The following is a 21,803-nucleotide window of genomic DNA, read 5'->3' on the forward strand; positions in this document are numbered from 1 at the left end:
GCCGAGCGCGAGCCCGGCGCCGCCCCAGCCGAGCAGCGCCCGCCGCGACGGGGCGCCGCCGGTGGCGGGTGGCTGCTGCGTCTCCTCGGACATGCCCGAAGCCTCCTTTCGGCCGGTTACTTCGTCACCGCGGCGGCGAGCTTGGACAGCGGCTCGGCCAGCGCGTTGACCGCGTCCGACAGCTCCTTGCGGTCCGCCTTGCCGACCTTGTCGTAGGAGGTGAACTCGTAGGAGGAGGTGTCCTTGCGGTACTTGTCGAGCAGCTTGTTCAGGGCCGCGAACCGCTTGTCCAGGGTGGCGGTGAGCGCCGCGTCGTTCTTGGAGGCGATCGGCTTCAGCAACTGGTAGGACTGCTCGGCGCCCTCGACGTTGGCCTTGAAGTCGACCAGGTCGGTGTGGCTGTAGCGCTCCTCCTCGCCCGTGACCTTGCCGGTCGCGACCTCGTCCAGGAGCTCCTTGGCGCCGTTGGCCATCGAGGTCGGGGTGATCTCCGCCAGGCCGACCCGCTTCTGCCAGTCGACCAGGTCCTTGTAGAGGGCCGGGGCGAGAGCCTTCTCCTCGTCACCCAGCTTCTCGTCCTGCCACAGCGCCTTCTCCAGGCGGTGCCAGCCGGTCCACTTCTGGCCGTCCTCCAGGCCGTCCGCGCGCACGTCGACCTTCGGGTCGATGTCGCCGAAGGACTCGGCGACCGGCTCGGTGCGCTCCCAGCCGATGCGGGAGTCGGCGTACGCCTTCTTCGCGGCCTCGATGTCACCGGCGGCGACGGCGTCCGTGAACACCTTGGCCTTCGGCAGCGTCTCGTCGGCCTGCGCCTGGACGTAGGTGCGGTACGCGGCGACGGCCTTGTCCATCTCGGGGCTGCGCTTGACCGCCTTGCCGCCGCTGACCTCGATCTTCTGGCGGATGCCGTGGCCCTTCATGCCGGGCTTGCAGGCGATCTCGTACGAACCGGCCTTGATCTCGGCCGTGATGGTGGCCTTGGTGCCGGGACCGATGTTCTCGCGCTCGGCGACGATGCGGTCGTCCGGGAACAGGACGTAGACCTCGGTGACCTTGGAGCCCTTGTTCTGCACGGCCAGCTCGATGTGCCCGGCCGGCAGCTCCTTCTTGGAGACCTCGCAGGAGTCGTCCTTGGCGACGACCTGGACGGCCCCCTCGCCCTTGCCGTCGCTCTTCTCGGCGCAGCCCGTGACGGCGGTCAGAGCGGCCACGGTCGCGGCAGCGGTGACGACGGAGAGACGAACGGCGCGCATACGGGCTCCACATGAGGATGAAGGAGAAGACGGGAAGGGTCGGACAAAGGTAGGTGAGGCGGACCTAACTTAACGGAGGCTTACCTGCCCGATGCCCGCCCGTGCAGTGATTCAGCTCTCACTGCGCGGGTCCGGAAACGGTGCGATCACAGCCGACCCATGGACGAACCCCACACAGGTAATGCACAGGTCAAGCGGTGCGGTCCGGTACGACGAGCGGCACCCCGGTCCGCGGGTGCGGGAACACCTCGACGGGCTGCCGGTAGACCCTGCCGAGCAGTTCACCGGAGAACACCTCGGCCGGCGGGCCCGCCACCGCGATCCGCCCCTCGTGCAGCACGGCCGCCCGGTCCGCGTACGCGGCGGCGAGCCCCAAGTCGTGCAGGACGACGACGACCGCGTCCCCGGCGGCGGCCCGCTCCCGGCAGATCCGCAGCACCAGCTCCTGGTGGCGCAGGTCCAGCGCGGCGGTCGGCTCGTCCAGCAGCAGCAGCGGGGCCCGCTGCGCCAGCACCCGGGCCAGGGCGACCCGGGCCCGCTCGCCGCCGGACAGCGCGGAGAAGGGGCGCCCGGCGAACTGTGTGACCTCGGTGGCCGCCATCGCCGCGGCGACCGCCGGATCGTCCTCGTCGGCCCGGTCCGTACCCGCCCAGGGCGCGCGCCCCATCCGTACGACGTCCTCCACCGAGAACGGGAAGGCGAGGGCCGCGGACTGCGGCAGCACGGCCCGGCGCAGGGCCAGTTCGGGGGCGGACCAGTCGGTGACCGGCCGGCCGTCGATGCGTACGGAGCCGCTCTCGGCCGGCAGGTCGGCGGCGAGGGCGGCCAGCAGGGTGGACTTCCCGGCCCCGTTCGGGCCGACGAGCGCCACGACTTCGCCCGCGTGCGCGGTCAGGTCGATGGAGTCCAGCACCTGCCGCCCGCCGAGCCGCACCCGCAGCCCGCGCACCTCGGCGACCGGGCCGCCGGAGGGTACGCGTACGGGCAGCTGCCGGCTGTGCGTGGCGAAGAGGTTCCGCAGCGACCTCATGCCCAACCACCTTGCTTGCGACGGGTCCTGCGCAGCAGCCAGAAGAAGAACGGGCTGCCGAAGAGCGCGGTCAGCACGCCGAGCGGCAGCTCCGCCGGGTCGGCGACGGTACGGGCCGCGAGGTCGCCCGCGACCAGCACGAGGGCTCCGCCGAGCGCGCTGCCGGGGACGAGGAAGCGGTGCCCGGGACCGTTCGCCATGCGCAGCAGGTGCGGCACCAGCAGCCCGACGAACGAGATGATCCCGGCGACCGCGACCGCCGCCGCCGTCAGCAGCGCCACGACGAGCACCAGCACGAGACGCAGCCGCTCCACATCGACGCCGAGGTGCCGGGCGGGCCGCTCGCCGAGCGCGAGCAGGTCCAGCTTGCGTGCGTAGAACGGGGCGATCAGCAGCCCCAGCGCCGCGCACGGCAGGACGGCCAGCACCTTGGGCCAGGTGGCCTGGGCCAGCGAGCCGAGCTGCCAGAAGGTGATCTGGGTGATCTGCGCGTTGTCGGCGAAGAAGACGAACAGGCCGATCAGCGCGCCCGCGAAGGCGTTGACGGCGATGCCGGTGAGGATCAGCGTCACCACCTCGGTCCGGCCGCCCGACCGCGACAGCGTGTACACCAGGAGCACGGTCAGCAGACCGGCGGCGAACGCGCAGACGGTGATGGTCCAGTTGCCGAAGAAGCTCAGCCCGAGCGCGATCGAGGCGACCGCGCCGACCGCCGCACCGGCGGAGATCCCGATGACGCCGGGTTCGGCGAGCGGATTGCCGAACACGCCCTGCATCAGGGCGCCCGCGCAGCCGAGCGAGGCGCCGACCAGCAGCGCGAGGACGACCCTCGGCAGCCGTACGTTCCACAGGACGCTCTCGCCGACCCGGTCCAGGGCGTGCCCGCCGAGCCCCATCCGGTGCTGGACGGAGGCGAGGACGTCACCGAGCGGGATGCTGTACGCGCCGAGCCCGGCGGACAGCAGGCAGCCCAGGACCAGCGCGGCGAGCAGTCCGGCGGTGAGGGTGACGGCGGTGGAGCGCCGGGCGCGGGGCGGGGCGGGGGCGGGCTCGGCCCCGGCCGTCTTGGCGGCGGGCGCTTCGCAGGAGGTGGTCACTTGCCCGGCCCGCTCTCCGGGTAGAGCTGGGCGACCAGTTCACTCAGTACGCGGTCGGTGCGCGGGCCGTAGTTCAGCAGCACCCCGTCGTCGACGGAGACGATCCGCCGGTCCATCCCGGCCGGGGTCTCGGCGACGCCCGGGATCTTCACCAGGCCGTCGATGCCGCCGACCGAGTCGAGGCCCTTCGTCATGACGAGGATCGCGTCGGGGGCGGCCTTGGCCAGGGCCTCGCTGGTGATGGCGGTGAAGTCCTTCTTCAGCCCGGACGCCTTGCCGGCGTCCACCGCGCCCGCCGCCTCCAGCAGCGAACTCGCCCCGGAATCCCGGCCGCCCAGCAGATAGACGGACGCGGAGCCGCGCAGGTAGAGGAAGGCGACGCGCGGCTTGTCGGCCCCTGCGGCCGGTGCGGGCACGGTCTTGCGCACGGCGTCGATACGGTCCTGGGTGCGCTTCTTCAGCGTCTGCCCGGACCGCGGTACGCCGAGCGCAGCGGCCACGGTGTCGATCCGGCGGCCCACGTCGGCGAGTTCCTTGGCGGGTTCGACGACCACCAGCGGAATCCCGGCGTCGCGGATCTGGCCGATCGCCTCGGCCGGGCCGGTCGTGGTGTCCGCGAGGACCACGGTCGGCTTCAGCGACAGGACGCTCTCGGCCGACACGTCGTGGGCCCGGGTCACCACCGGGAGCTTCTCGGCCTGTTCGAAGGTGGCGGTGATGTCGCGGGCCACGACCTGCTTGCCGAGACCCAGCGTGAACACGATCTCGCTCAGGCTGCCGGTCAGCGGCACGATCCGGTCCGCCGATGTGATGGTGGTCCGCTTGCCGTCCGCCGACTCCACGGTCACCGGCAGCTTCGGGGCGGGGGCGCCGGTCAGCGGTTCTATCCGGTCGGCGTCCGCCGCCGACGAGGCCCCGGCGCCCGCGGACTTCGCCGAGGGCGCCCCCGTACCGCCGCAGCCGGACAGGAGCAGGGCCGAGGCCAGGGAGAGGGCGGTGGCCAGGACGCCGGTGCGCCCGCGCCCGGCCCGCCGGGCGCTGCGGCCCGGCGGGGCGAAGTCCTGCGAGAAGCGCACGGGGCACCGTCCTGTTCGTTGTGCGGCTCGTACTACGGCGAGCAGTTGGTGATGTTCTGCGTGGAATGTGACGGAAGAGGGTACCGACACAGGATCCACATACCTTAGGTTAGCCTTACCTGTGTTGCTAGACCTCGGAGGGGCCCCATGCCATCGTTCAGACCTGCCCTCGCCGTCGCGCTTCTCGCGGTCCTGCTGGGCGCTCTGCTCCCGGCGACCGCCGCGCAAGCGGCGAGCCGCACGGTGCAGGGCGGACGGCTGGACTGGGGCATCAAGTCCTCGTTCCAGAGCTACGTCACGGGCCCGATTGCCCAGGGGAGTTGGGCGCTGGCCGGCGGCGCCGCCACGGTCGGCGGCAGTCAGTTCCGCTTCCACTCCGCGACCGGCTCCTACGACCCGGCGAGCGGCGCGTTCCGGGCCGGCTTCTCGGGCGGAGTCCGTTTCCTCGGCCACAAGAAGTCCGACGGCTCCTACGAGCTCGACCTCACCATCAGCCGCCCCACCGTCCGCATCCAGGGCGGCAGCGGCACCCTGTACGCGGACATGGTCAGCAAGGAGCGGGGAAGCGGACGCGTCACCACCGCCGCCCAGGTCCCGCTGGCCACGCTCGGCCTGTCCGGGATCGACATGCGGGGCGGTTCCACCCCCATCGCCCTCACCAACATCCCCGCCACGCTGACCGCGCAGGGTGCCAAGTCGTTCGCCGGCTACTACACGGCCGGTACGCCGCTGGACCCGGTCGGCCTCTCCGTGGACACCACGGGCCCGGCCGCGAGGCCCAGCCCGTCGAAGTCCTCGGCCACGCCCGAGAAGAGCACCGCGCCGAAGAAGAAGTCCGCGGCCGGCCCGTTCGAGGACGGGGCCGTCGACTGGGGCGTGCGCCGCACCTTCCGCGAGTACGTCACCGGCTCGATCGGCCAGGGCAAATGGACGCTGGCCGACGGCGCCGAGGACGGCGGCGCGCTCTTCCGCTTCCCGAAGGGGCGGGGCACGTACGACCCGAAGGAGCAGACCCTGGCGGCCACCTTCGCCGGCAGTGTCCGCTTCACCGCCGCCGATGGCCTCGATCTGACGCTGTCCCGGTTCTCGGTGGCCCTGAAAGCCGGCAAGGGCACGCTCCGCGCCGACGTCCTGAGCGACGGCGCCACCACCAGGGCGGTGCCGCTCGTCACCTTCACCGCCGAGGAGTTCGCGCCGAAGAACGGCCTCGCGGTCCTCACCGAGGCGCCCGCCACGCTGACCGCCGGCGGCGCCAAGGCATTCGGCTCCCTCTACAAGGCGGGCACCGCGATGGACCCGGTCTCGCTCGCCGTGGCCACCGACGCGAAGGCGGAACTGCCGGCCCTGCCCGACCTGGGCAGCGACACCGCCGCCACGCCGCAGCCGTCGAAGAGCCCGGTGACGAGGACCGACGCGGTCCCCGCCGCGGCCGAGGCGGACGACGACTCCCACACCGGGCTGTACCTGGCCCTCGGCGGCGCCGGAGTGCTCGCCGCGGCGGCCGCCGTGCTGCTGCTCGTGCGCCGCAACCGCGCGAAGCCGGACGCCTCTTCCTGACCCCCCGCACCACCCCCGTCCCCCCCCCATCACCCCCGTGATGTCGCACATCCCCTGAGGAGACCACCCACCATGGCAGCCACCCGCCGCCCCATAACCCTCGCCGCAGCCGTCGCCACCGCCGCCGCACTCGGCGCCGCACTCGCCCTGCCGGCCCTCGCCGCCGAGCGTTCCGCGCCGAACGCCACCGCCGCCGCGCCGACGATCGAGCTGAAGGACGGCACGCTGGACTGGGGCTTCAAGGAGTCCTTCCGCAAGTACATCGGCGCCGCCGGCAAGATCACGGTGAAGGACGGCGCCACCCAGGCCGAGGGCAACGGCGTCTTCACCTTCGTCAACGGCAAGGGCACGTACGACACCGCCACGTACGGCACCGACACCGCCTTCGACGGCGGGGTCAACTTCTTCGCGCACGGCGGTGTCCTGAACATCACGCTCTCGGACGTCAAGGTCTCCACGGCCGGCAAGGGCGGCGCGATCACCGCCGACGTGGCCACCCCGCAGGGCACGCGGAACGACGTGGCCGTCGCCGACCTCGACCTCTCGGCGGTGAAGCCGGGCCAGGGCGCGGGCGGCGCGATGGTCTTCAAGGACATCCCCGCGACGCTGACCAAGGCCGGCTCCGATGCCTTCAACGGCCAGTACAAGGAAGGGGAGGCGCTCGACCCGGCCACGCTCACCGTGACGGCGGCCCCCGCCCCGACCGAGAAGCCGACCGATCCGGCCACCCCGACCGAGAAGCCCACGGGCCCGGCCGAGCCCACCGAGGAGCCGACCGACCCGGCCACCCCGACCGAGAAGCCCACCACCGGGCCCACGCAGCCGACGACGAAGCCCAGCCCGACGGCCACGGCGACCGCCACCGACAAGCCGGCCGCCGAGTCCGGCCCGATCGTCGACGGCACCCTGGACTGGGGCGTCAAGGCGTCCTTCCGCTCCTACGTCACGGGCTCCATCGCCCAGGGCGAGGTCGAGACGGCGGGCGGCGCGACCGCGACCGCAGACGGCTACCGCTTCTCCGACGCCACCGGCAGCTTCGACGCCGCCGGGCAGACCCTGAAGGCCGAGTTCGACGGAAAGGTCCGCTTCCTCGGCCACAAGGAGGACGGCGCCTACACCCTCGACCTGTCGCTGACCAACCTGACGATCCAGGCGGACGGCACCAAGGGCAAGCTCGTCGCCGACGTCTCCTCCAAGGACCGGCAGACGAAGAAGGTGTCCCGCTACACCGCTCTGGCCATCGCCGATCTGAAGCTGCCCGCGGGCAAGCTCGCCGCCAAGGACGGTGTGGTGACCCTGTCCGGCGTCCCGGCCACCCTCACCGCGGACGGCGCCACCAAGGCGTTCGGCTCGATGTACGGCCCGGGCGAGCAGCTCGACGCGCTGACCGTCGCGGTCTCCCTCGACAAGGACGCCACCCTCCCGACCGGCTCCACCACCGGCGGCTCGTCCACGACCGGCGGCTCGTCCACCGGCGGCAGCGTGGGCGGTTCGGGCAGCGTGGGCGGCTCCGGCAGCGTGGGCGGTTCGGGCAGCGGCGCCGGCACGGTCGGCGGCTCGGGCGCCCTGGCCTCCACCGGCTCCGACATCCCGGCCGGCTCGCTGTTCGCCGCCTCGGGCCTGGTCGTGGCCGCCGGCGCCGGCGCGGTCGTCATCGCCCGCCGCCGCCGTACCGCCTGACACCCCGGCGCCGGGCAACACCACCGCCCGGGTACCGGGCCTCTCGTGGGGCCCGGTGCCCGGGCGGTGCTTGAATGCGGGGCGTGAACGACTACGACGTACCCGCCGGCACCGACGTCCTGCGCGTGTTCTGCGGCCCCGACGGCCGGCACGGCAACACCCTCGGCGTCGTACGCGAGGGGCACCGCCACCCGGACCGGCAGGCCCGCCAGGAACTCGCGGGCCGGCTCGGCTTCAGCGAGACCGTGTTCGTGGACGACCCCGAGCGCGGGCAGCTCGACATCTACACCCCGGGCCTCCGGCTGCCGTTCGCCGGACACCCCGTGGTCGGCGCGGCCTGGCTGCTCGACCTGGAGATCCTGGAGCTGGAGGTGGGCGACGTGTTCGCCCGCCAGGACGGCGAGTTCAGCTGGATCACCGCCCGCCCCGAGTGGGCGCCGCCGTGCACCCTTCAGCAGTACGCGTCGGCCGCCGAGGTCGACGCGCTCCCGGCCCCGCCGCCCGGCGAGGGCCGGCTCTACGCGTGGGCCTGGGAGGACGAGGCGGCGGGCCGGGTCAGGGCGCGGGCGTTCCCGCGCCGGGACGACAACATCGCGGAGGACGAAGCGACGGGAGGCGCGGCCCTGTTGCTGAGCGCGCTGCTCGGACGCGCGCTCAACATCACACAGGGCCGCGGCTCCCAGATCCTCACGGCACCCGCACCGGACGGCACGGTGGAGATCGGCGGCAGGGTCGTACTGGCCCACCACGCCCTCCACGCGAGCGTCCGGCCTGGGCCATGGTGATGCGCTCGCCGTCGAGGACGAGGGCGACGAGGAGCGCGACGAACACGGCCAGGCCGAAGGCGGCGGGGCCGTGGGGGATCGTGGCCGCCCGGCCGGGCACGCCGCTCGGACCCGGTCGCCCGCCCGTCAGACGACATCCTCGAAGAGCCGCCGCCCCGGCTGGTGCCAGTACTTCAGCCCGGGAAGCCGGTTGGCCGGTTCGGGGCCCCAGGAGCCGGGAGCGTACGGCAGGGGCGGCTCTGACCGGTCGAGGACGGCTCCGACGATCCGCCAGCACTCCAGGATCGTCGGGTAGAAGGCGAAGGTCTCCGGGTCGCCCATGACGGCGCCGCGCAGGATGTTCTCGTAGGGCAGGTCCTGCCGCCCGAGGACCGTCGCGAAATCGACGCCGATGGGTACGGTCACCGGCTGTTCGCCGCCGCCACCGGGTTTGCGCAACATCAGGTCCGCCCGGATGCCGGTGTCGCCGTCGATGCGGAACCGGATGAGGTTGGGCGGGGTCTCGGCGGCGTCGCTGCCGAAGAGCTCCAGCGGCGGGGTGCGGAGCTGGACGATCACCTCGGTGGCGGTCACGGGCAGCGCCTTGCCGCTGCGCAGGTAGAAGGGGACGCCGGCCCAGCGCCAGTTGTCGATGAACAGGCGGGTGGCGAAGTACGTCTCGGTGGTGGAGCCGGGCGCGACACCCTCGACCCCGAGGTACCCGTCGTACTGGCCGCGCACGGTGGCGTCGGGGTCCAGGGTGCGGACGGCGCGCAGCACCCGCCACTTCTCCAGGCCCTGGGCGCGCGCGTTGGAGACGTTGGGCGGGTCCATGGCCAGGAAGGCGAGCACCTGGAGCAGGTGGTTCTGGACGACGTCGCGCAGGCAGCCCACGGCGTCGTAGAAGGACCCCCGGTCGGCGACGTCGAAGTCCTCGGCGAGGGTGATCTGTACGTTGTCGACGTACGAGCGGTGCCAGATCGGGGCGAGGAGGGTGTTGGCGAAGCGGGCGACCATCAGGCTCTCCACCGCGGTGTTGCCCAGGAAGTGGTCCACCCGCATCAGGTGGTGGTCGTCGAAGCAGGCGCTCAGCTCCTTCTGGAGTTCGCGCGCGGACTCCTCGTCGTGTCCGAAGGGCTTCTCGACGACCAGGCGGGAGTCGCGGTTCAGGCCCGCTTCGGCCAGGGCGCGGGCGACGGTGGTGAACAGGATCGGCGGGATCGCCAGGTAGTGGGTGACGAAGCCGTGTCCGGCGACGGCCTCGCGCAGCCGGGCGAAGGTGCCGGGGTCGGTGAAGTCACCGGTGACGATGGAGAGGTTCGCCGCGAGGCGGTCGAAGACCTGCTGGTCGAAGCCGGGGACGGCGGCGGCGATCGCCTCCCGGGCGTGTCCGCGCAGCGCGTCGTCGTTCCAGTCGCCGCCGGCCACGCCGATGACGGGCACGGTGAGCCGGCCGTCCTCGGCGAGCCGGTACAGGGCGGGCATCAGCATCTTCTTGGCGAGGTCGCCGGTGATGCCGAAGAGTACGAGGGCGTCGGCGCGTTCGAGGTCGTCGGGGCCGGGGAGGGTGTTGCTCATCGCGGGCGTCCTTTCTGCGGGGAGGGACCCTGCCGGGAGTCGTCCGGGCGGTCCGGGGTGTGCTTGAAGCGGGTGTCGAGGGCCTCCTGGATCTGGTCGGCGTCCCGGCCCCGCGTCTCGGGCAGGTAGCGGCTGACGAAGAGGAACGCGAGCAGGCAGATCCCCGCGAAGATCCAGAAGGTCTCGCCCTGGCCGATGAGGCCGGCGAGGGGGAGGAAGGCGAGGCTCACGAGGAAGTTGGACACCCAGTTGACGGCGGTGGACAGGCTTGACCCCTCGGCCCGGACGTACGGCGGGAAGATCTCGCCGATCAGCGTCCAGAAGACGGGTCCGAGGCCACCGGCGAAGGCGGCGATGTAGATCACCATGAACGTCAGGGTCAGCACCGATCCCATGTCCACGACGAAGGCGAGGCCCAGCATGAAGATGGACACCGCCATCAGACCGAGCGAGACCAGGACCATGGGGCGCCGCCCCGCCCGGTCCACCAGCTTGAGCGCCACCAGGGTCATGACCAGGTTGATCAGGCCGATGAACACCGAGTAGAAGATGGAGTTCGATGCGTTGAGGCCGGTCTGCTGGATGATGGTCGGCGCGTAGTAGATGATCGTGTTGATACCGGCGAACTGCTGGACGGCCGCCAGGGCGAGGCCGACGATCAGCGCGGGCCGCACGTCGGGGGCGAACAGCCGCCGGGTGCCCCCGTCTCCCTCGGCCTCCTTCCGCCGCTCCTTCTCGCGCTCCGCGTCCATGCGCTCCCGGGCCCGCCGGATCAGCTCGTCCGCCGTCTCCTCATCGGTCAGCGCGGCGATCCCCTTGCGCGCCACGTCCGCCCGGCCGTGGGTGATGAGCCACTGGGGCGACTCGGGCAGCAGCCACAGGGTGGCCGCGATCATGAGGAGGGCGGGGACCACACCCACCGCGAACATCGCCCGCCACCTCTCGCTGCTCGCGAAGGCGAGGTTGACGAGGTACGCCACGAGGATGCCGACCGTGATCATGAGCTGGTTCATCGTGAGCAGCCGGCCCCGGACGCGGGTCGGAGAGATCTCCGAGAGGTAGACCGGCACCGTCGCGGACGCGGCGCCGACGGAGAGGCCGAGGACGACCCGGCCGGCCATGAGCATCGGGTAGCCGTTGGCCAGGGAGGCGATCACCGTACCGACGACGAACACCAGGCCGATGAGGCCCAGGGCCTTGCGCCGGCCGACCCGGTCGGAGAAACCGCCCGCCGAGGTGGCACCGATGACGGCTCCGATGAGCAGGACGCTGACCACGCTGCCCTGCTCGAAGGAGTTGAGGTGGAAGTCGTTCTTGAGGTACAGCAGCGCACCGGAGACGACACCCGTGTCAAAACCGAACAGGAACCCGCCCAGGGCGATCGCGGCCGCCCAGAGAGTGATCTTCCGGGTCCCCTCCGGGCCGACCTGCGTCAGCGGACTGTGGGTGCCGGGCTCTCTGGAGAATCCCTGAACCATGTGATGCCCTCGTCTCTCGATGGCCGATGCGGCCATCGTCGCCGCCCGGGGACGGCACCGACATCTACGAGGGCAACCGGGTGAAAGCGGGGCATCGGCGCGAGGGCGATGCGGAGATGGAGGGATACCGAGGGGTGCCGAGAGAGATACAGAGGGCGCGCGACGGCGTACGCGGCCCTCGAACCACTTGCCGCACCTTCGGGACGAGACATCACCGGCAGCGGCAGGGCAGGTGCGTCCTGTCCGGGCGCCGGCACGCCGGACCGGCCCGGATCACCACGGGGCCGGCGACACCCTGGACGCGGCCGGCAACTGAGGAGACGCCTTCGGCCGAGGGGCCCGCACTTGGCAGGCCCCTCGCCCCGCAGGGGATCGGGACGGCCGTCAGGCGGCCCGGAACTCCTCGCCCAGCTCCCGGAAGACGGCCGTGTTCAGCGCGAAGGCGCGCTTGCACTCGTCCACGATCCGCCGCTTCTCCAGGTCGTCGGCGTTCACCGCGTCCAGCAACTCCCGGTAACCCCGCTTGAAGGAGGCGGGGTTGGAGATCTCCTCGAAGACGTAGAACCGCACCCCGTCGCCCTTGCGCGCGAAGCCCCAGGTCTTCTCGGCCTTGTCCCGGATGATCTGACCGCCCGACAGGTCGCCCAGGTACCGCGTGTAGTGGTGCGCGATGTACCCGGCGGGCCAGGTGCGGGCGCACTCGGCGACCCGCCCGGCGTACGCGGCGGTGGCCGGAAGCGGCTCCAGGCCCTCGCGCCAGTCGGCACCCCGCAGATGGGCGAGGTCGCGCTCCAGCTCGGCGGAGCGCATCAGCTCGGGCTGTATGAACGGCCCCGCGACCGGGTCGGCGGCCAGCGCCTGCGCGCCCTCCTCCAGGGCGCGGTACACGAACCACAGCTGCTCGGTGTACCGCGTGTACGCGTCCACCCCGAGGCGCCCGCCGAGCAGATCGCTCATGAAGGTCGAGGTCTCCGCCTCGGTGTGCTGCTCGTGCGACGCGGTGCGGATCAGCGTCGAGAAGGACGTGGCGGTGGCGGTTGCGTCCAAGGCGGGCCTCCGGGGCCGAGGGGGACGGGAAGTCCAGAAAGAGACGGAGATATCGGCCCGCCGCAACTGTCCGCCGCAGCGCCTGCCGATGGCTCGATCTTCCTACTTAGGCATACCTAAGTCAACTCCTTGCCGACGACTTGTCGGTAACTACGGCACGGGTGTGGTGCCGACGCGGCGCCGGGGGAGTGTGCCGGGGGCGCGCGTCGGGGGCGTGCGTCGGGGGCGTGCGTCGGGGTGGCGCGTCAGGCGCCCTCTTCGGGCGCGCCCGAGATGCGGTCGAGCAGTTCCGCGAGCAGCGCGCGCTCACCCGTGGTCAGCGCGCCGGTCCGGGGGAGCAGGGCGTGCAGGGCGACCGCCGCCGCCGCGGGGCCGGGGGGAGGGGTGGCCGGGGCCTCGGTGGTGATCGCGGCGATCACCGCTTCCCGCGCCAGATGGGACACGCTCATGTCCCGGTGGTCCTCGGGGGTGGCGATGAGGGAGAGGGTGGTGCCGCCGCCCACGGCGTGCACCAGGTGGGTGGCGCGCGTCTCGTCGATGCGCAGGCGTCCGGCCTCGGCGATCCGGTGGATGTGGGTGGCGAGGACCTCCAGTGCGGCGATGGCCGCGGGGGAGGGGGTGCCGGGGCTGGGCTGGGCGTACATCAGGGTGTACAGGGCCGGGTTGGCCAGGCCGAACTCCGTGTTGAAGTTCCAGCCGGTGCGCAGGTCCTCGACCGGGTCGCCCGTGAGCTCCAGGGATGCCTTCTCGCCGAGGTGGCTCGCGAAGCCGTGTGCGGCCACGGCGTCGAGCAGGCCCTGCTTGTCGCCGAACAGCCGGTAGATCGTGGGCGCCTGGACGCCGGCCGCGGCGCTGACCGCCCGAGTCGACACCGCCTCGCGCCCCTCTTCGGCGAGCAGTCGGGTGGCGGCGGCGATGATCCGTTCGCGGTTGTTCCCGGTGGGGGCGGGGCGGTCGGTCTCCATGGTTTCCCATGATAACGGAATGATGTTAGCGGTTTGCGATATCAGCGTTAGCGTGCAATTGTTATCAGCGGAAACGGTGTGCGGCCGGTGACCGGCCGACGCGCCACACGCTTGTCCGCAGCCATGCCCCGGAGGCTTCCGTGATCGTCCTCACCGCACCCACCGGCCGGATCGGCCACCAGGTCCTCGACGCACTGCTCGACGACGGCCGGCACGTACGGGTGATCGCCCGCGACCCCGCCCGGCTCACCCCGCGAGCGCGGCAGGGCGCCGAGATCGTCCAGGGCTCGCACAGCGACCCCCAGGTCCTCGCGGAGGCGTTCAAGGGCGCCGACAGCGTCCTGTGGCTGGTCCCGCCGAACCCCGTCGCCGGCGACGTCCGGGAGCACTACCTCGGCTTCACCCGCCCGGCCTGCGAGGCCGTCCGGGCCCAGGGCGTCCGCCGTGTCGTCGGCGTCAGCAGCCTCGGCCGCGCCTACGGCCCGGGCGCCGGGCAGTTGTCGGCCGCGTTCGCGATGGACGAGATGATCGAGAGCACCGGGGCCGGCTACCGGGCCCTGGCCATGCCGTTCTTCATGGAGAACCTGCTCCACCAGGCCGAAGCGCTCACGACGCAGGGCGTGCTCTCCCTGCCGGTGGCCGCCGACCGCCCCCTGCCGCTCGTCGCCACGCGCGACATCGCCGCGACCGCAGCCCGCCTCCTGGCCGACGACTCCTGGTCCGGGCAGGCCACCGTCCCGGTGGTCGGCCCTGACTCCCTGTCCCCCGAGGACATGGCCCGGGTCCTGTCGGAGGTCCTGGGGCGCCCGGTCCGCTTCGAGCAGCTCGACCGCGCGGCGTACAAGGCGGCGATGGTGCGGTACGGGATGAGCGAGGCGTGGGCGCAGGGCCTCTTCGACATGGCGGACGCCCAGGACAACGGCGTCTACGACGGCGAATGGCGGGCCCTGACCACCCCGGCCCCCACCGGCTTCCGCCAGTGGTGCCGGGAGGTGCTGATACCCGCGGCGGGTGCTACGGCAGCGTGAGGATGTCCGCTCCGGTCTCGGTCACCACGAGCGTGTGCTCGAACTGGGCGGTGCGCTTGCGGTCCTTGGTCACCACGGTCCAGCCGTCGTCCCACATGTCGTAGTCGTGGCTGCCGAGCGTCAGCATGGGTTCGATGGTGAACGTCATGCCGGGCTTCATCACGGTGGTGGCGTGCGGGCTGTCGTAGTGCGGCACGATCAGCCCGGAGTGGAACGAGGTGTTGATCCCGTGCCCGGTGAAGTCCCGTACGACGCCGTACCCGAAGCGCTTCGCGTACGACTCGATGACCCGCCCGATCACATTGATCTGCCGGCCCGGCCGCACCGCCTTGATCGCCCGGTTCAGGGACTCCTCGGTGCGCTCGACGAGCAGCCGGGACTCGTCGTCGACGTCGCCGCAGAGGTAGGTCGCGTTGTTGTCGCCGTGCACGCCGTTGATGTACGCGGTCACGTCGAGGTTCACGATGTCGCCGTCGCGCAGCACCGTGGAGTCCGGGATGCCGTGGCAGATCACCTCGTTGAGGGAGGTGCACAGCGACTTGGGGAAGCCCCGGTAGCCCAGCGTCGACGGGTAGGCGCCGTGGTCGCACATGAACTCGTGGGCGACGCGGTCGAGTTCGTCCGTGGTGACGCCCGGGGCGATGTGCTTGGCGGCCTCGGCCATCGCCTGCGCGGCGATCCGTCCCGCGATACGCATGCGCTCGACGGTGTCGGCGTCCTGGACCTCCGGGCCGGTGTACGGCGTCGGGGCGGGCTTGCCCACATACTCGGGGCGCCGGATGTTTCCGGGCACGGAACGGACGGGAGTGAGCTCCCCTGGTACAAGCAGCGACTGGCCAGACATGCCAGCGAGTCTAACCAGCGTGTCCGGGGCACCATGGCACAGAGGAAAGGAACCGACGATGGCCCTGTTCAAGAAGCGCACGGTCGGCAAGCCGGGCGAGTGGTTCTACTGCCTGGAGCACAAGAAGGTCGAGGAGGGCCCCGAGTGCCCGGCCAAGGACCGCTTCGGCCCGTACGCCACCCGCCAGGAGGCGCAGCACGCGATGGAGACGGCCCGGGAGCGGAATCTGGAGTGGGAGACGGACCCCAAGTGGCACGACCGCCAGGGCCAGGGCCAGGGCCAGGACGAGGACGACGCCTGAGCCGGCCGGTCGGGCGCCCGGGGCCGCGTGAGCCCGGGCCACGCTGAGCCGGAGCCGGTCCCGTGAGTCCGAGCCGCGCTGAGCCGGAGCCGGTCCCGTGAGCCCGGGAGGGGCTGAGCCGGTCCCGTGAGCCCGGCGGGCTGAGCCGGTCCCGTGAGCCTGGTCGGGCTCGCAGGCCCCGGCTCAGCCCGCCGGCGCCACGTCCAGGCCGTCCGCGCCCTGCGTGCCCTCCGCCTGCCGCGCGCGCCTGCGCAGCAGCGCGTCCTCGTCCGTCGCCGAGTCGTACGTCAGGAGCTTGGGGAGCGCCGCCGCCAGTAGCGCCACGGAGGCGACGCAGGCCACGCCGCCGGTCCAGATCGCGGGCCTGGTCCCGGTCCACCCCGCCATGCCGCCGGCCCGGACCTGGCCGAGCTGCGGCCCGACGCTGTACGAGAGCACCTCGATGCCGGCCAGGCGGCCCCGCAGCTCCTCCGGGATCGTCTGGTTCCAGATGGTGGAGCGGCCGAGCCCGCTGAGCATGTCGCCCGCCCCGGCGAACCCGAGGCAGACCAGCACCAGCCACACGTTGCCGAACCAGCCGGCCGCCGCGATGGCCATGCCCCAGACGACGGCACCGAACACGACGAACAGCCCGTGCCTGCGCACCCGTGAGGTCCAGCCGCTGGTCAGGCCCAGGACGAGGGAGCCGACCGAGCCCGCCGCGTACATCAGGCCGAGCGCCCAGTCGGCGTCCAGCTCGTCGGCGAGGAACGGGAAGATCGTGTTGGGGAACGCGAAGAACATCGCGGCCATGTCGATGGCGTAGGTCCCGAGCAGCACCGGCCGGCTCCAGGCGTAGCGCGCCCCCTCCACGATGCCGCGCAGCGACGGCTTCTGCCCCTTCTCGGCGGGCGGTGCGGGGGCGAGCCTGCGGCACATCAGCACCGAGACGGCGAAGGTGACCACGGTGACCGAGTACGCGGTGGCGTGCCCGGCGTAGGCCACCACCAGACCCGCCAGCGCCGGGCCCATGATCGCCCCGGCCTGCCAGCGCAGGGCGTTCAGGGCGGCGGCCGCGGGCAGCTGCTCGTGCGGCACGATGCGGGCCATCAGCGAGTCCAGCGCGGGCCGCTGGAGCCCGGCGAGCGCGGAGACACCGCCCGCCACCACGTAGAGCGGCCACAGCAGCGGGTCGGGGAGGGACGCGTTCACCAGGAGGACGAGCGCGAGGATCCCGAGCCCGGCCTCGGTGGCCAGGATGATCTTCCGCCGGTCGGCGGCATCGGCGAGCGCGCCGCCGTACAGGCCGCATATGACCAGCGGCACCAGCTCGACCGCGCCCATCGCGCCGACTGCGAGGGGAGAGCCGGTGAGGTCCTTGATCTGGAGGGGCAGCGCGATCAGCGCCATGAAACTGCCGAAGTAGGTGACGATCCCCTGCACCCACAACAGCCGGAAGTCGGCCGATGACCGCCACGGCGAGAGATCGGGAAGAAGCGCGGCAAGCCTGGCGGCGAGGGAGGAGCGAGAGGTCACGAGGAGACATGGTCTGTCGGGATACGTGCCCGATGCAAACGGTATTCGGGGGTGGGCGGGGGCGGTCCCGGACGCCGGGCTCCCGGGTGGGCGGGGGCGGACACCCGGGGAGCCCGGGGAGCCCGGCGTGTCCGGCGTGTCCGGCGTGTCCGGCGTGTCCGGCGCGGCGCCGGGCTATTAGGGCAGCCCCCCGCACCTCACCTCACCTCACCTCACTTCACCTCACTTCACCACCGAGGTGGTGGCGGCGCGGTCAGTTGGTCGGCGAGGCGGGACAGGCGGTCGCGGAACGTGCGCCGGCCGCCGCGCGGGACGGGTGCGCCGTTCTCCCCGGCGGCGGCGCTGACCAGGTGCTGGACGGTGTCCAGGTCCACGTCGTCGCCGTCCGTCACGGACAGCGCCTCATGGGCGAGCCCGCGCACCTGCGGATCGCCGTTGTCCAGCGAGAGGACCGTCGCCCCGGCCCGGCGGGCGTCGTGGACCCGTTCGAGAAGCCCCTCGCCGGGCCGCTCCGGCACCACCACGAGCAGTGTCTCGCCCCGCCCGGCCGCCTCGATCCGGCCGAGGCCGACCGAGAGGTGCGCCGGGACGCCCGGTTCCACCCGGTGGCGTACCAGGGTGGGGCGGAGTTCGGGCAGCCCCGACCAGGTGGACTCGTCGACCAGATGGGCCGCCAGGTGCCAGGGCTCGTACACCTCGGTCCCGACCAGCAGCAGCCCGCCGCCGTGCGGGACCACTGCGGAGCGCAGGGCCCCGGCGAACTGCCGGGTGGCCGCCGGCCACTGGGTCCTGGCGAGCACTTCACGCAGCAGCGCCACACGTACGGCATCCATGGCCCGGCATCATGCACGAGGTCGGACCCCGCCACCGGCGAACGGCCGTGCAGCCATCCGTACGGGTGGTCGTCCGGACGGCCGTCCGGTGATCCGTCCCACTGCCGTCCGGACGGCCGTCCGGTGATCCGTCCCACTGGCCGGGGACACAGGGTCGCGACGCGCTACCTGGTAGTAGTGTCGGGGCCATGACTACGAATGACAGCGGCAGCGCGCCCAAGCCCCCCGCCAAGGACCCCTGGGACCTGCCCGACGTGTCCGGCCTGACCATCGGCGTGCTCGGCGGCACCGGCCCGCAGGGGCGCGGCCTCGCCTACCGGTTCGCCCGCGCCGGACAGCAGGTGATCATCGGCTCCCGCGCCGCGGACCGCGCCGAGGCCGCGGCCCAGGAGCTGGGGCACGGCGTACGGGGCGCGGACAACGCCGCCTGCGCCCGCGACAGCGATGTGGTGATCGTCGCGGTGCCGTGGGACGGGCACGCCAAGACGCTGGAGTCGCTGCGCGAGGAGCTGGCCGGAAAACTGGTCGTCGACTGCGTCAACCCGCTCGGCTTCGACAAGAAGGGCGCCTACGCGCTGAAGCCGGAGGAGGGCAGCGCCGCCGAACAGGCCGCCGCCCTGCTGCCGGACTCCCGTGTGACCGCCGCCTTCCACCACCTGTCCGCGGTGCTGCTCCAGGACGCGGCGATCGAGGAGATCGACACCGACGTCATGGTGCTGGGCGAGGCCCGCGCCGACACCGACATCGTCCAGGCCCTGGCCGGCCGCATCCCCGGCATGCGCGGCATCTTCGCCGGCCGGCTGCGCAACGCCCACCAGGTCGAGTCGCTGGTCGCCAACCTGATCTCGGTCAACCGCCGCTACAAGGCCCACGCCGGACTGCGTACCACCGACGTGTGACCCGGGCCCACCGCCGGGCCCACCGCCGGCCCACCGCCGGGCCCACCGCCGGCCCACCGCCGGGCCCACCGCCGGGCCCACCCTGCTCCGGGTGGCCGGGGGCATGGGGGACACTGGAGGGGACCGCGCATCACCCCCCGACAGGAGCCACCCCCATGCCCCGCCTCGCTCTCTACGCCCTCGTCGTCTGCGTCCTCGCCGTTGCCGCGGCCGTGACGTCCTTCGTGGAGGGCATGTGGCTCATCGGGGCCGTCTGGGTGCTGCTCGTCGGGCTCTCGTCCAACATGGCCTGGTACTACCTGCGCCGCCGTCGCGTCGAGGCCACCCAGCGGCCGGCGGACCAGAGCCTGTAGGGCCACCGCCCGGGTCGCGCCCGGGTCGCGCCCGGGTCGTGCCCGGCTCGCGGCGCCCCGGCGACGCACTGTGCCCAGTGCTACGACGGGGCGTGCTACTGCGAGGTTCAGGGGCCGGAGGGCTTGATCTCCCCCGCGAAGACGATGACCTGGTCGATGAGGCTCCGCCGCAGATGGACGACGTCCGTCCGTTCGACCGCCTCGATCCCCTCGCTGCGGCCCAGCGGTCCCCAGAGGACCACGTCCGAGGTAAGGGTGAACTACTCGGATCGCCGGACAGCTCTCAGCGGCCCCGGACACGGGCGTGCAGGTGCATGCCGTGCCGGCCGTCCTCGTGCGGGGAAGGGTCCAGGCCGCGCAGCGCGATCCTCACCCGCCCATCTCGCACACCGGCCCGGCCGCCCCCTGCCAGAACCGGTAGGCGTCCAGACCGCAGTCCACCCGGAGCCCGTGCACGCCCAGCGACCTCAGCACCGCGTAGACCGCGTCGAAGAAGGCCGCGTTCAGCTCGGGCACCCACAACAGGGCGAAGACCGCGATCAGCCCGAACGGCGCGATCGGCTCCACCGCCCGCCGCACGGAGTACGACAGCCACGGCTCGATCACCCCGTAACCGTCCAGACCCGGCACCGGCAGGAAGTTCAGGATCGCCGCCGTCACCTGGAGCAGCGCCAGGAAGCCCAGCGCGTTCCGGAAGGCCACCGGGACCCCGTCCAGCGCGTGCAGCCAGAACGGCGCGGTGCACACGAGCGCGAACAGCACATTGGTCAGCGGCCCCGCCGCCGAGATCAGGCTGTGCCTCCACCGCCCCCGGATCCGCCCCCGCTCGATGAAGACCGCCCCACCCGGCAGCCCGATCCCGCCCATGATCACGAACAGCACCGGCAGCACGATGCTCAGCAGCGCGTGCGTGTACTTCAGCGGATTCAGCGTCAGGTAGCCCTTGGCCCCGATCGAGATGTCCCCGCTGTGCAGCGCGGTCCTGGCATGCGCGTACTCATGCAGACACAGCGACACGACCCAGGCCCCGGTGACGAACAGAAACGTCGCGAACCCGGGCTGCGCCGCGAAGTCCGTCCACACCCCCCACCCGGCCACGGCGGTCACGGCGGCAATGCCGAGAAAGACCGGACTGATCCGCTGCTGCGCTGCGCTTGCCATGGCCCGAGCCTAGGCTGCCCGCACCACAATTCGAAGGTGGTCCCGATCCACGGCTGCCTACACTCCGCGCATGCCGAGTTCAGAACTCCAGCGGATCAACTCCTTCCTGTCGGCCTTCGCGCGCCGCCAGGCCGAGCGCGTCGCGGATCTCCCGGGCGGGTTCGCCGTATATGACGACGGCTTCGCACACTCCCGCGCGAACAACCAGGTCATCATCGACAAGACCGCTGATCCCGGGACGCTGCCCGCCGTCGCGGAGGAGGCACTGGGGCATCTGCCGCACCGACTGGTCTCCGTCCTGGACGACGATGCGACGGACTGGCCACGCCACTGGTGCGAGCGCCGCGGCTTCTTGGCCATCGGCCGCTTCCACTGCTTCGAACGGGGCTGATTCGGGCCGGACGGCCCGGTCGGCCCCGTCCTCGATCAGCTCGATCAGGTGGTGTACTCCAGCTCGGACACCGCGGCTTGGCGGACGGCCGTCGCCACCTGCGTGACGTCGATCCCGGCCAGGTACTGCACGAGGGCGTCACGTACCCCCAGGAGTTGCCCGCTCAGCTCGGCCCCTGCCAGCTGACCGGGGCGGATGACGCGGCGGAACCCGCTCTCCGTGATCGCGTCGGCCATCAGCTTCTCGGCGAGCCACAGAGGTGTGCGTTCCCGCAGGGCGAAGGTCAGGTGGGTGCTGGCCTCCTCGGACCCGGTGACGCGGGGGTTGTGGACCCACCCTCGCGGGAGGAGAAAGGACTGGCCGGGCGTGAGGTCGAACTCGGTGTCAGGCCCTTGCGCTTCCCACATCGGGATGTAGTCGTCCCGCCAGACCCGCCAGCTCTCGTTGAACTCGCGCATCGGCGCTTCCACCGGTGGCCGCCAGAGCTGCCACCGCTTGGTGCCCGAGAGCTGGACGATCACGGCCATCTGCTGGTCCCAGTGGTGGCGCAGGCCCTGGCTGCCCGGAGGGGTCAGGAAGGCGTGCACGTAGTTCGAACAGCCTGTCTCCTCCTGGAGGCGCCGGGAGAGGTGCGCCATGTAGGGCAACACCCTCTGGAGGTTGCCCAGACGGATGGTGTGCCCGTTCTCGTGAAGCCGCCGCAGCTTCCCGGCGTCACTCCGGCCGTTGGTCGTGAAGGCCGCTCTGTTCAGGGAAGGGTGAGGGGCCTTGACGACCGCGATCTCATCCGCCGGGGCGCAGCCGGTGAAGAGGTAGTCCTTCAGGAAGTCCGCCGTGACCGTCTCGTCCAGTGCCGTGGTGCCCCGCTCGTACACGCGGGGTTCGTCGGGCCAGGTGAGGAGAAGGTCGGTCACGCCTTCCTCGGGCAGTAGAAGACGCAGCGACATGCCGGT

The 21,803-nt window shown here is 72.2% G+C and carries 21 protein-coding genes and 1 pseudogene; 8 read left to right on the forward strand and 14 right to left on the reverse strand.

The window, feature by feature from the left end; genetic code table 11:
• Nucleotides 1–116 precede the first annotated feature (116 nt).
• The 4 genes from efeO to E6R18_RS23105 all read right to left on the reverse strand — a co-directional run bounded on the left by efeO (nt 117) and on the right by E6R18_RS23105 (nt 4,456).
• Nucleotides 117–1,253 carry an iron uptake system protein EfeO gene (efeO, locus tag E6R18_RS23090; protein ID WP_136318815.1) on the reverse strand — a complete coding sequence of 379 codons (1,137 nt, stop codon included), beginning with the start codon at nt 1,251–1,253 and terminating at the stop codon, nt 117–119.
• A 190-nt stretch (nt 1,254–1,443) separates the two neighbouring features.
• The gene (locus tag E6R18_RS23095) at nt 1,444–2,283 is read right to left on the reverse strand and encodes a heme ABC transporter ATP-binding protein (RefSeq protein WP_136318816.1); all 840 of its coding nucleotides are present in this window, start codon (nt 2,281–2,283) and stop codon (nt 1,444–1,446) included.
• A complete protein-coding gene (locus E6R18_RS23100; protein WP_136318817.1) occupies nt 2,280–3,380 on the reverse strand; it encodes an iron ABC transporter permease in 1,101 nt (366 codons plus the stop codon). Before E6R18_RS23100 ends, E6R18_RS23095 begins: the two co-directional genes overlap by 4 nt.
• Nucleotides 3,377–4,456, reverse strand: coding sequence for an ABC transporter substrate-binding protein (locus E6R18_RS23105; protein ID WP_136318818.1), 1,080 nt, complete (start codon nt 4,454–4,456; stop codon nt 3,377–3,379). The genes E6R18_RS23100 and E6R18_RS23105 overlap by 4 nt, the downstream gene beginning before the upstream one ends.
• Before the next feature lie 147 nt (nt 4,457–4,603).
• Between E6R18_RS23105 and E6R18_RS23110 the strand changes: the two genes are divergently transcribed.
• The 3 genes from E6R18_RS23110 (at nt 4,604) to E6R18_RS23120 (ending at nt 8,478) form a co-directional block, all read left to right on the forward strand.
• Nucleotides 4,604–6,013 (forward strand): HtaA domain-containing protein, encoded by a 1,410-nt coding sequence (locus E6R18_RS23110; protein ID WP_136318819.1) that lies wholly within the window; start codon nt 4,604–4,606, stop codon nt 6,011–6,013.
• 72 nt (nt 6,014–6,085) lie between these two features.
• Nucleotides 6,086–7,693 carry an HtaA domain-containing protein gene (locus E6R18_RS23115; RefSeq protein ID WP_136318820.1) on the forward strand — a complete coding sequence of 536 codons (1,608 nt, stop codon included), beginning with the start codon at nt 6,086–6,088 and terminating at the stop codon, nt 7,691–7,693.
• Between the two features lie 83 nt (nt 7,694–7,776).
• Nucleotides 7,777–8,478: a PhzF family phenazine biosynthesis protein gene (locus E6R18_RS23120; protein WP_136318821.1), complete on the forward strand. Its 702-nt coding sequence runs from the start codon at nt 7,777–7,779 to the stop codon at nt 8,476–8,478.
• A gap of 126 nt (nt 8,479–8,604) precedes the next feature.
• On the opposite strand, the gene zwf is transcribed toward E6R18_RS23120, so the two are convergent.
• The 4 genes from zwf to E6R18_RS23140 all read right to left on the reverse strand — a co-directional run bounded on the left by zwf (nt 8,605) and on the right by E6R18_RS23140 (nt 13,525).
• Nucleotides 8,605–10,035, reverse strand: a complete 1,431-nt coding sequence (gene zwf, locus E6R18_RS23125) for a glucose-6-phosphate dehydrogenase (protein WP_136318822.1) — start codon at nt 10,033–10,035, stop codon at nt 8,605–8,607.
• Nucleotides 10,032–11,513 carry a sugar porter family MFS transporter gene (locus E6R18_RS23130; RefSeq protein WP_136318823.1) on the reverse strand — a complete coding sequence of 494 codons (1,482 nt, stop codon included), beginning with the start codon at nt 11,511–11,513 and terminating at the stop codon, nt 10,032–10,034. The genes zwf and E6R18_RS23130 overlap by 4 nt, the downstream gene beginning before the upstream one ends.
• Nucleotides 11,514–11,897: 384 nt before the next feature.
• Entirely contained in the window at nt 11,898–12,560 is a 663-nt protein-coding gene (locus tag E6R18_RS23135; protein ID WP_136318824.1) for a biliverdin-producing heme oxygenase, read from the reverse strand.
• A gap of 245 nt (nt 12,561–12,805) precedes the next feature.
• The gene (locus E6R18_RS23140) at nt 12,806–13,525 is read right to left on the reverse strand and encodes a TetR/AcrR family transcriptional regulator (RefSeq protein WP_136318825.1); all 720 of its coding nucleotides are present in this window, start codon (nt 13,523–13,525) and stop codon (nt 12,806–12,808) included.
• Between the two features lie 140 nt (nt 13,526–13,665).
• On the opposite strand from E6R18_RS23140, the gene E6R18_RS23145 reads away from it, so the two are divergent.
• Nucleotides 13,666–14,553 (forward strand): NAD(P)H-binding protein, encoded by an 888-nt coding sequence (locus E6R18_RS23145; RefSeq protein WP_136318826.1) that lies wholly within the window; start codon nt 13,666–13,668, stop codon nt 14,551–14,553.
• Here E6R18_RS23145 and map read toward each other — a convergent pair.
• Nucleotides 14,540–15,397 carry a type I methionyl aminopeptidase gene (gene map / locus E6R18_RS23150; protein WP_136318827.1) on the reverse strand — a complete coding sequence of 286 codons (858 nt, stop codon included), beginning with the start codon at nt 15,395–15,397 and terminating at the stop codon, nt 14,540–14,542. The genes E6R18_RS23145 and map overlap by 14 nt on opposite strands.
• A gap of 58 nt (nt 15,398–15,455) precedes the next feature.
• Here map and E6R18_RS23155 point away from each other — a divergent pair, with 58 nt between their 5' ends.
• Nucleotides 15,456–15,698 carry a hypothetical protein gene (locus E6R18_RS23155; protein WP_136318828.1) on the forward strand — a complete coding sequence of 81 codons (243 nt, stop codon included), beginning with the start codon at nt 15,456–15,458 and terminating at the stop codon, nt 15,696–15,698.
• Between the two features lie 183 nt (nt 15,699–15,881).
• Here E6R18_RS23155 and E6R18_RS23160 read toward each other — a convergent pair whose 3' ends face one another.
• Together E6R18_RS23160 and E6R18_RS23165 are read right to left on the reverse strand one after the other, a co-directional pair.
• Entirely contained in the window at nt 15,882–17,213 is a 1,332-nt protein-coding gene (locus tag E6R18_RS23160; protein ID WP_136318829.1) for an MFS transporter, read from the reverse strand.
• 227 nt (nt 17,214–17,440) lie between these two features.
• The gene (locus E6R18_RS23165) at nt 17,441–18,046 is read right to left on the reverse strand and encodes a hypothetical protein (protein WP_136318830.1); all 606 of its coding nucleotides are present in this window, start codon (nt 18,044–18,046) and stop codon (nt 17,441–17,443) included.
• Between the two features lie 188 nt (nt 18,047–18,234).
• Here E6R18_RS23165 and npdG point away from each other — a divergent pair, with 188 nt between their 5' ends.
• Together npdG and E6R18_RS23175 are read left to right on the forward strand one after the other, a co-directional pair.
• Complete coding sequence (npdG, locus tag E6R18_RS23170; RefSeq protein WP_136318831.1) at nt 18,235–18,945, forward strand: NADPH-dependent F420 reductase; 711 nt, start codon at nt 18,235–18,237, stop codon at nt 18,943–18,945.
• A gap of 155 nt (nt 18,946–19,100) precedes the next feature.
• Nucleotides 19,101–19,298 carry a hypothetical protein gene (locus E6R18_RS23175; RefSeq protein ID WP_136318832.1) on the forward strand — a complete coding sequence of 66 codons (198 nt, stop codon included), beginning with the start codon at nt 19,101–19,103 and terminating at the stop codon, nt 19,296–19,298.
• Between the two features lie 107 nt (nt 19,299–19,405).
• On the opposite strand, the pseudogene E6R18_RS23180 reads toward E6R18_RS23175, so the two are convergent.
• A pseudogene (locus E6R18_RS23180) lies at nt 19,406–19,552 on the reverse strand (nuclear transport factor 2 family protein); the annotation flags it as partial.
• A 115-nt stretch (nt 19,553–19,667) separates the two neighbouring features.
• A complete protein-coding gene (locus tag E6R18_RS23185; protein ID WP_136318833.1) occupies nt 19,668–20,459 on the reverse strand; it encodes a site-2 protease family protein in 792 nt (263 codons plus the stop codon).
• Between the two features lie 70 nt (nt 20,460–20,529).
• On the opposite strand from E6R18_RS23185, the gene E6R18_RS23190 reads away from it, so the two are divergent.
• A complete protein-coding gene (locus E6R18_RS23190; protein WP_136318834.1) occupies nt 20,530–20,850 on the forward strand; it encodes a hypothetical protein in 321 nt (106 codons plus the stop codon).
• A gap of 44 nt (nt 20,851–20,894) precedes the next feature.
• Here E6R18_RS23190 and E6R18_RS23195 read toward each other — a convergent pair whose 3' ends face one another.
• Nucleotides 20,895–21,797 carry a cupin domain-containing protein gene (locus E6R18_RS23195; RefSeq protein ID WP_136318835.1) on the reverse strand — a complete coding sequence of 301 codons (903 nt, stop codon included), beginning with the start codon at nt 21,795–21,797 and terminating at the stop codon, nt 20,895–20,897.
• Between the last annotated feature and the right edge of the window lie 6 nt (nt 21,798–21,803).

The organism is Streptomyces sp. A1277 (assembly GCF_004795015.1).
In the GTDB taxonomy this organism is placed as follows: Bacteria; Actinomycetota; Actinomycetes; order Streptomycetales; family Streptomycetaceae; genus Streptomyces.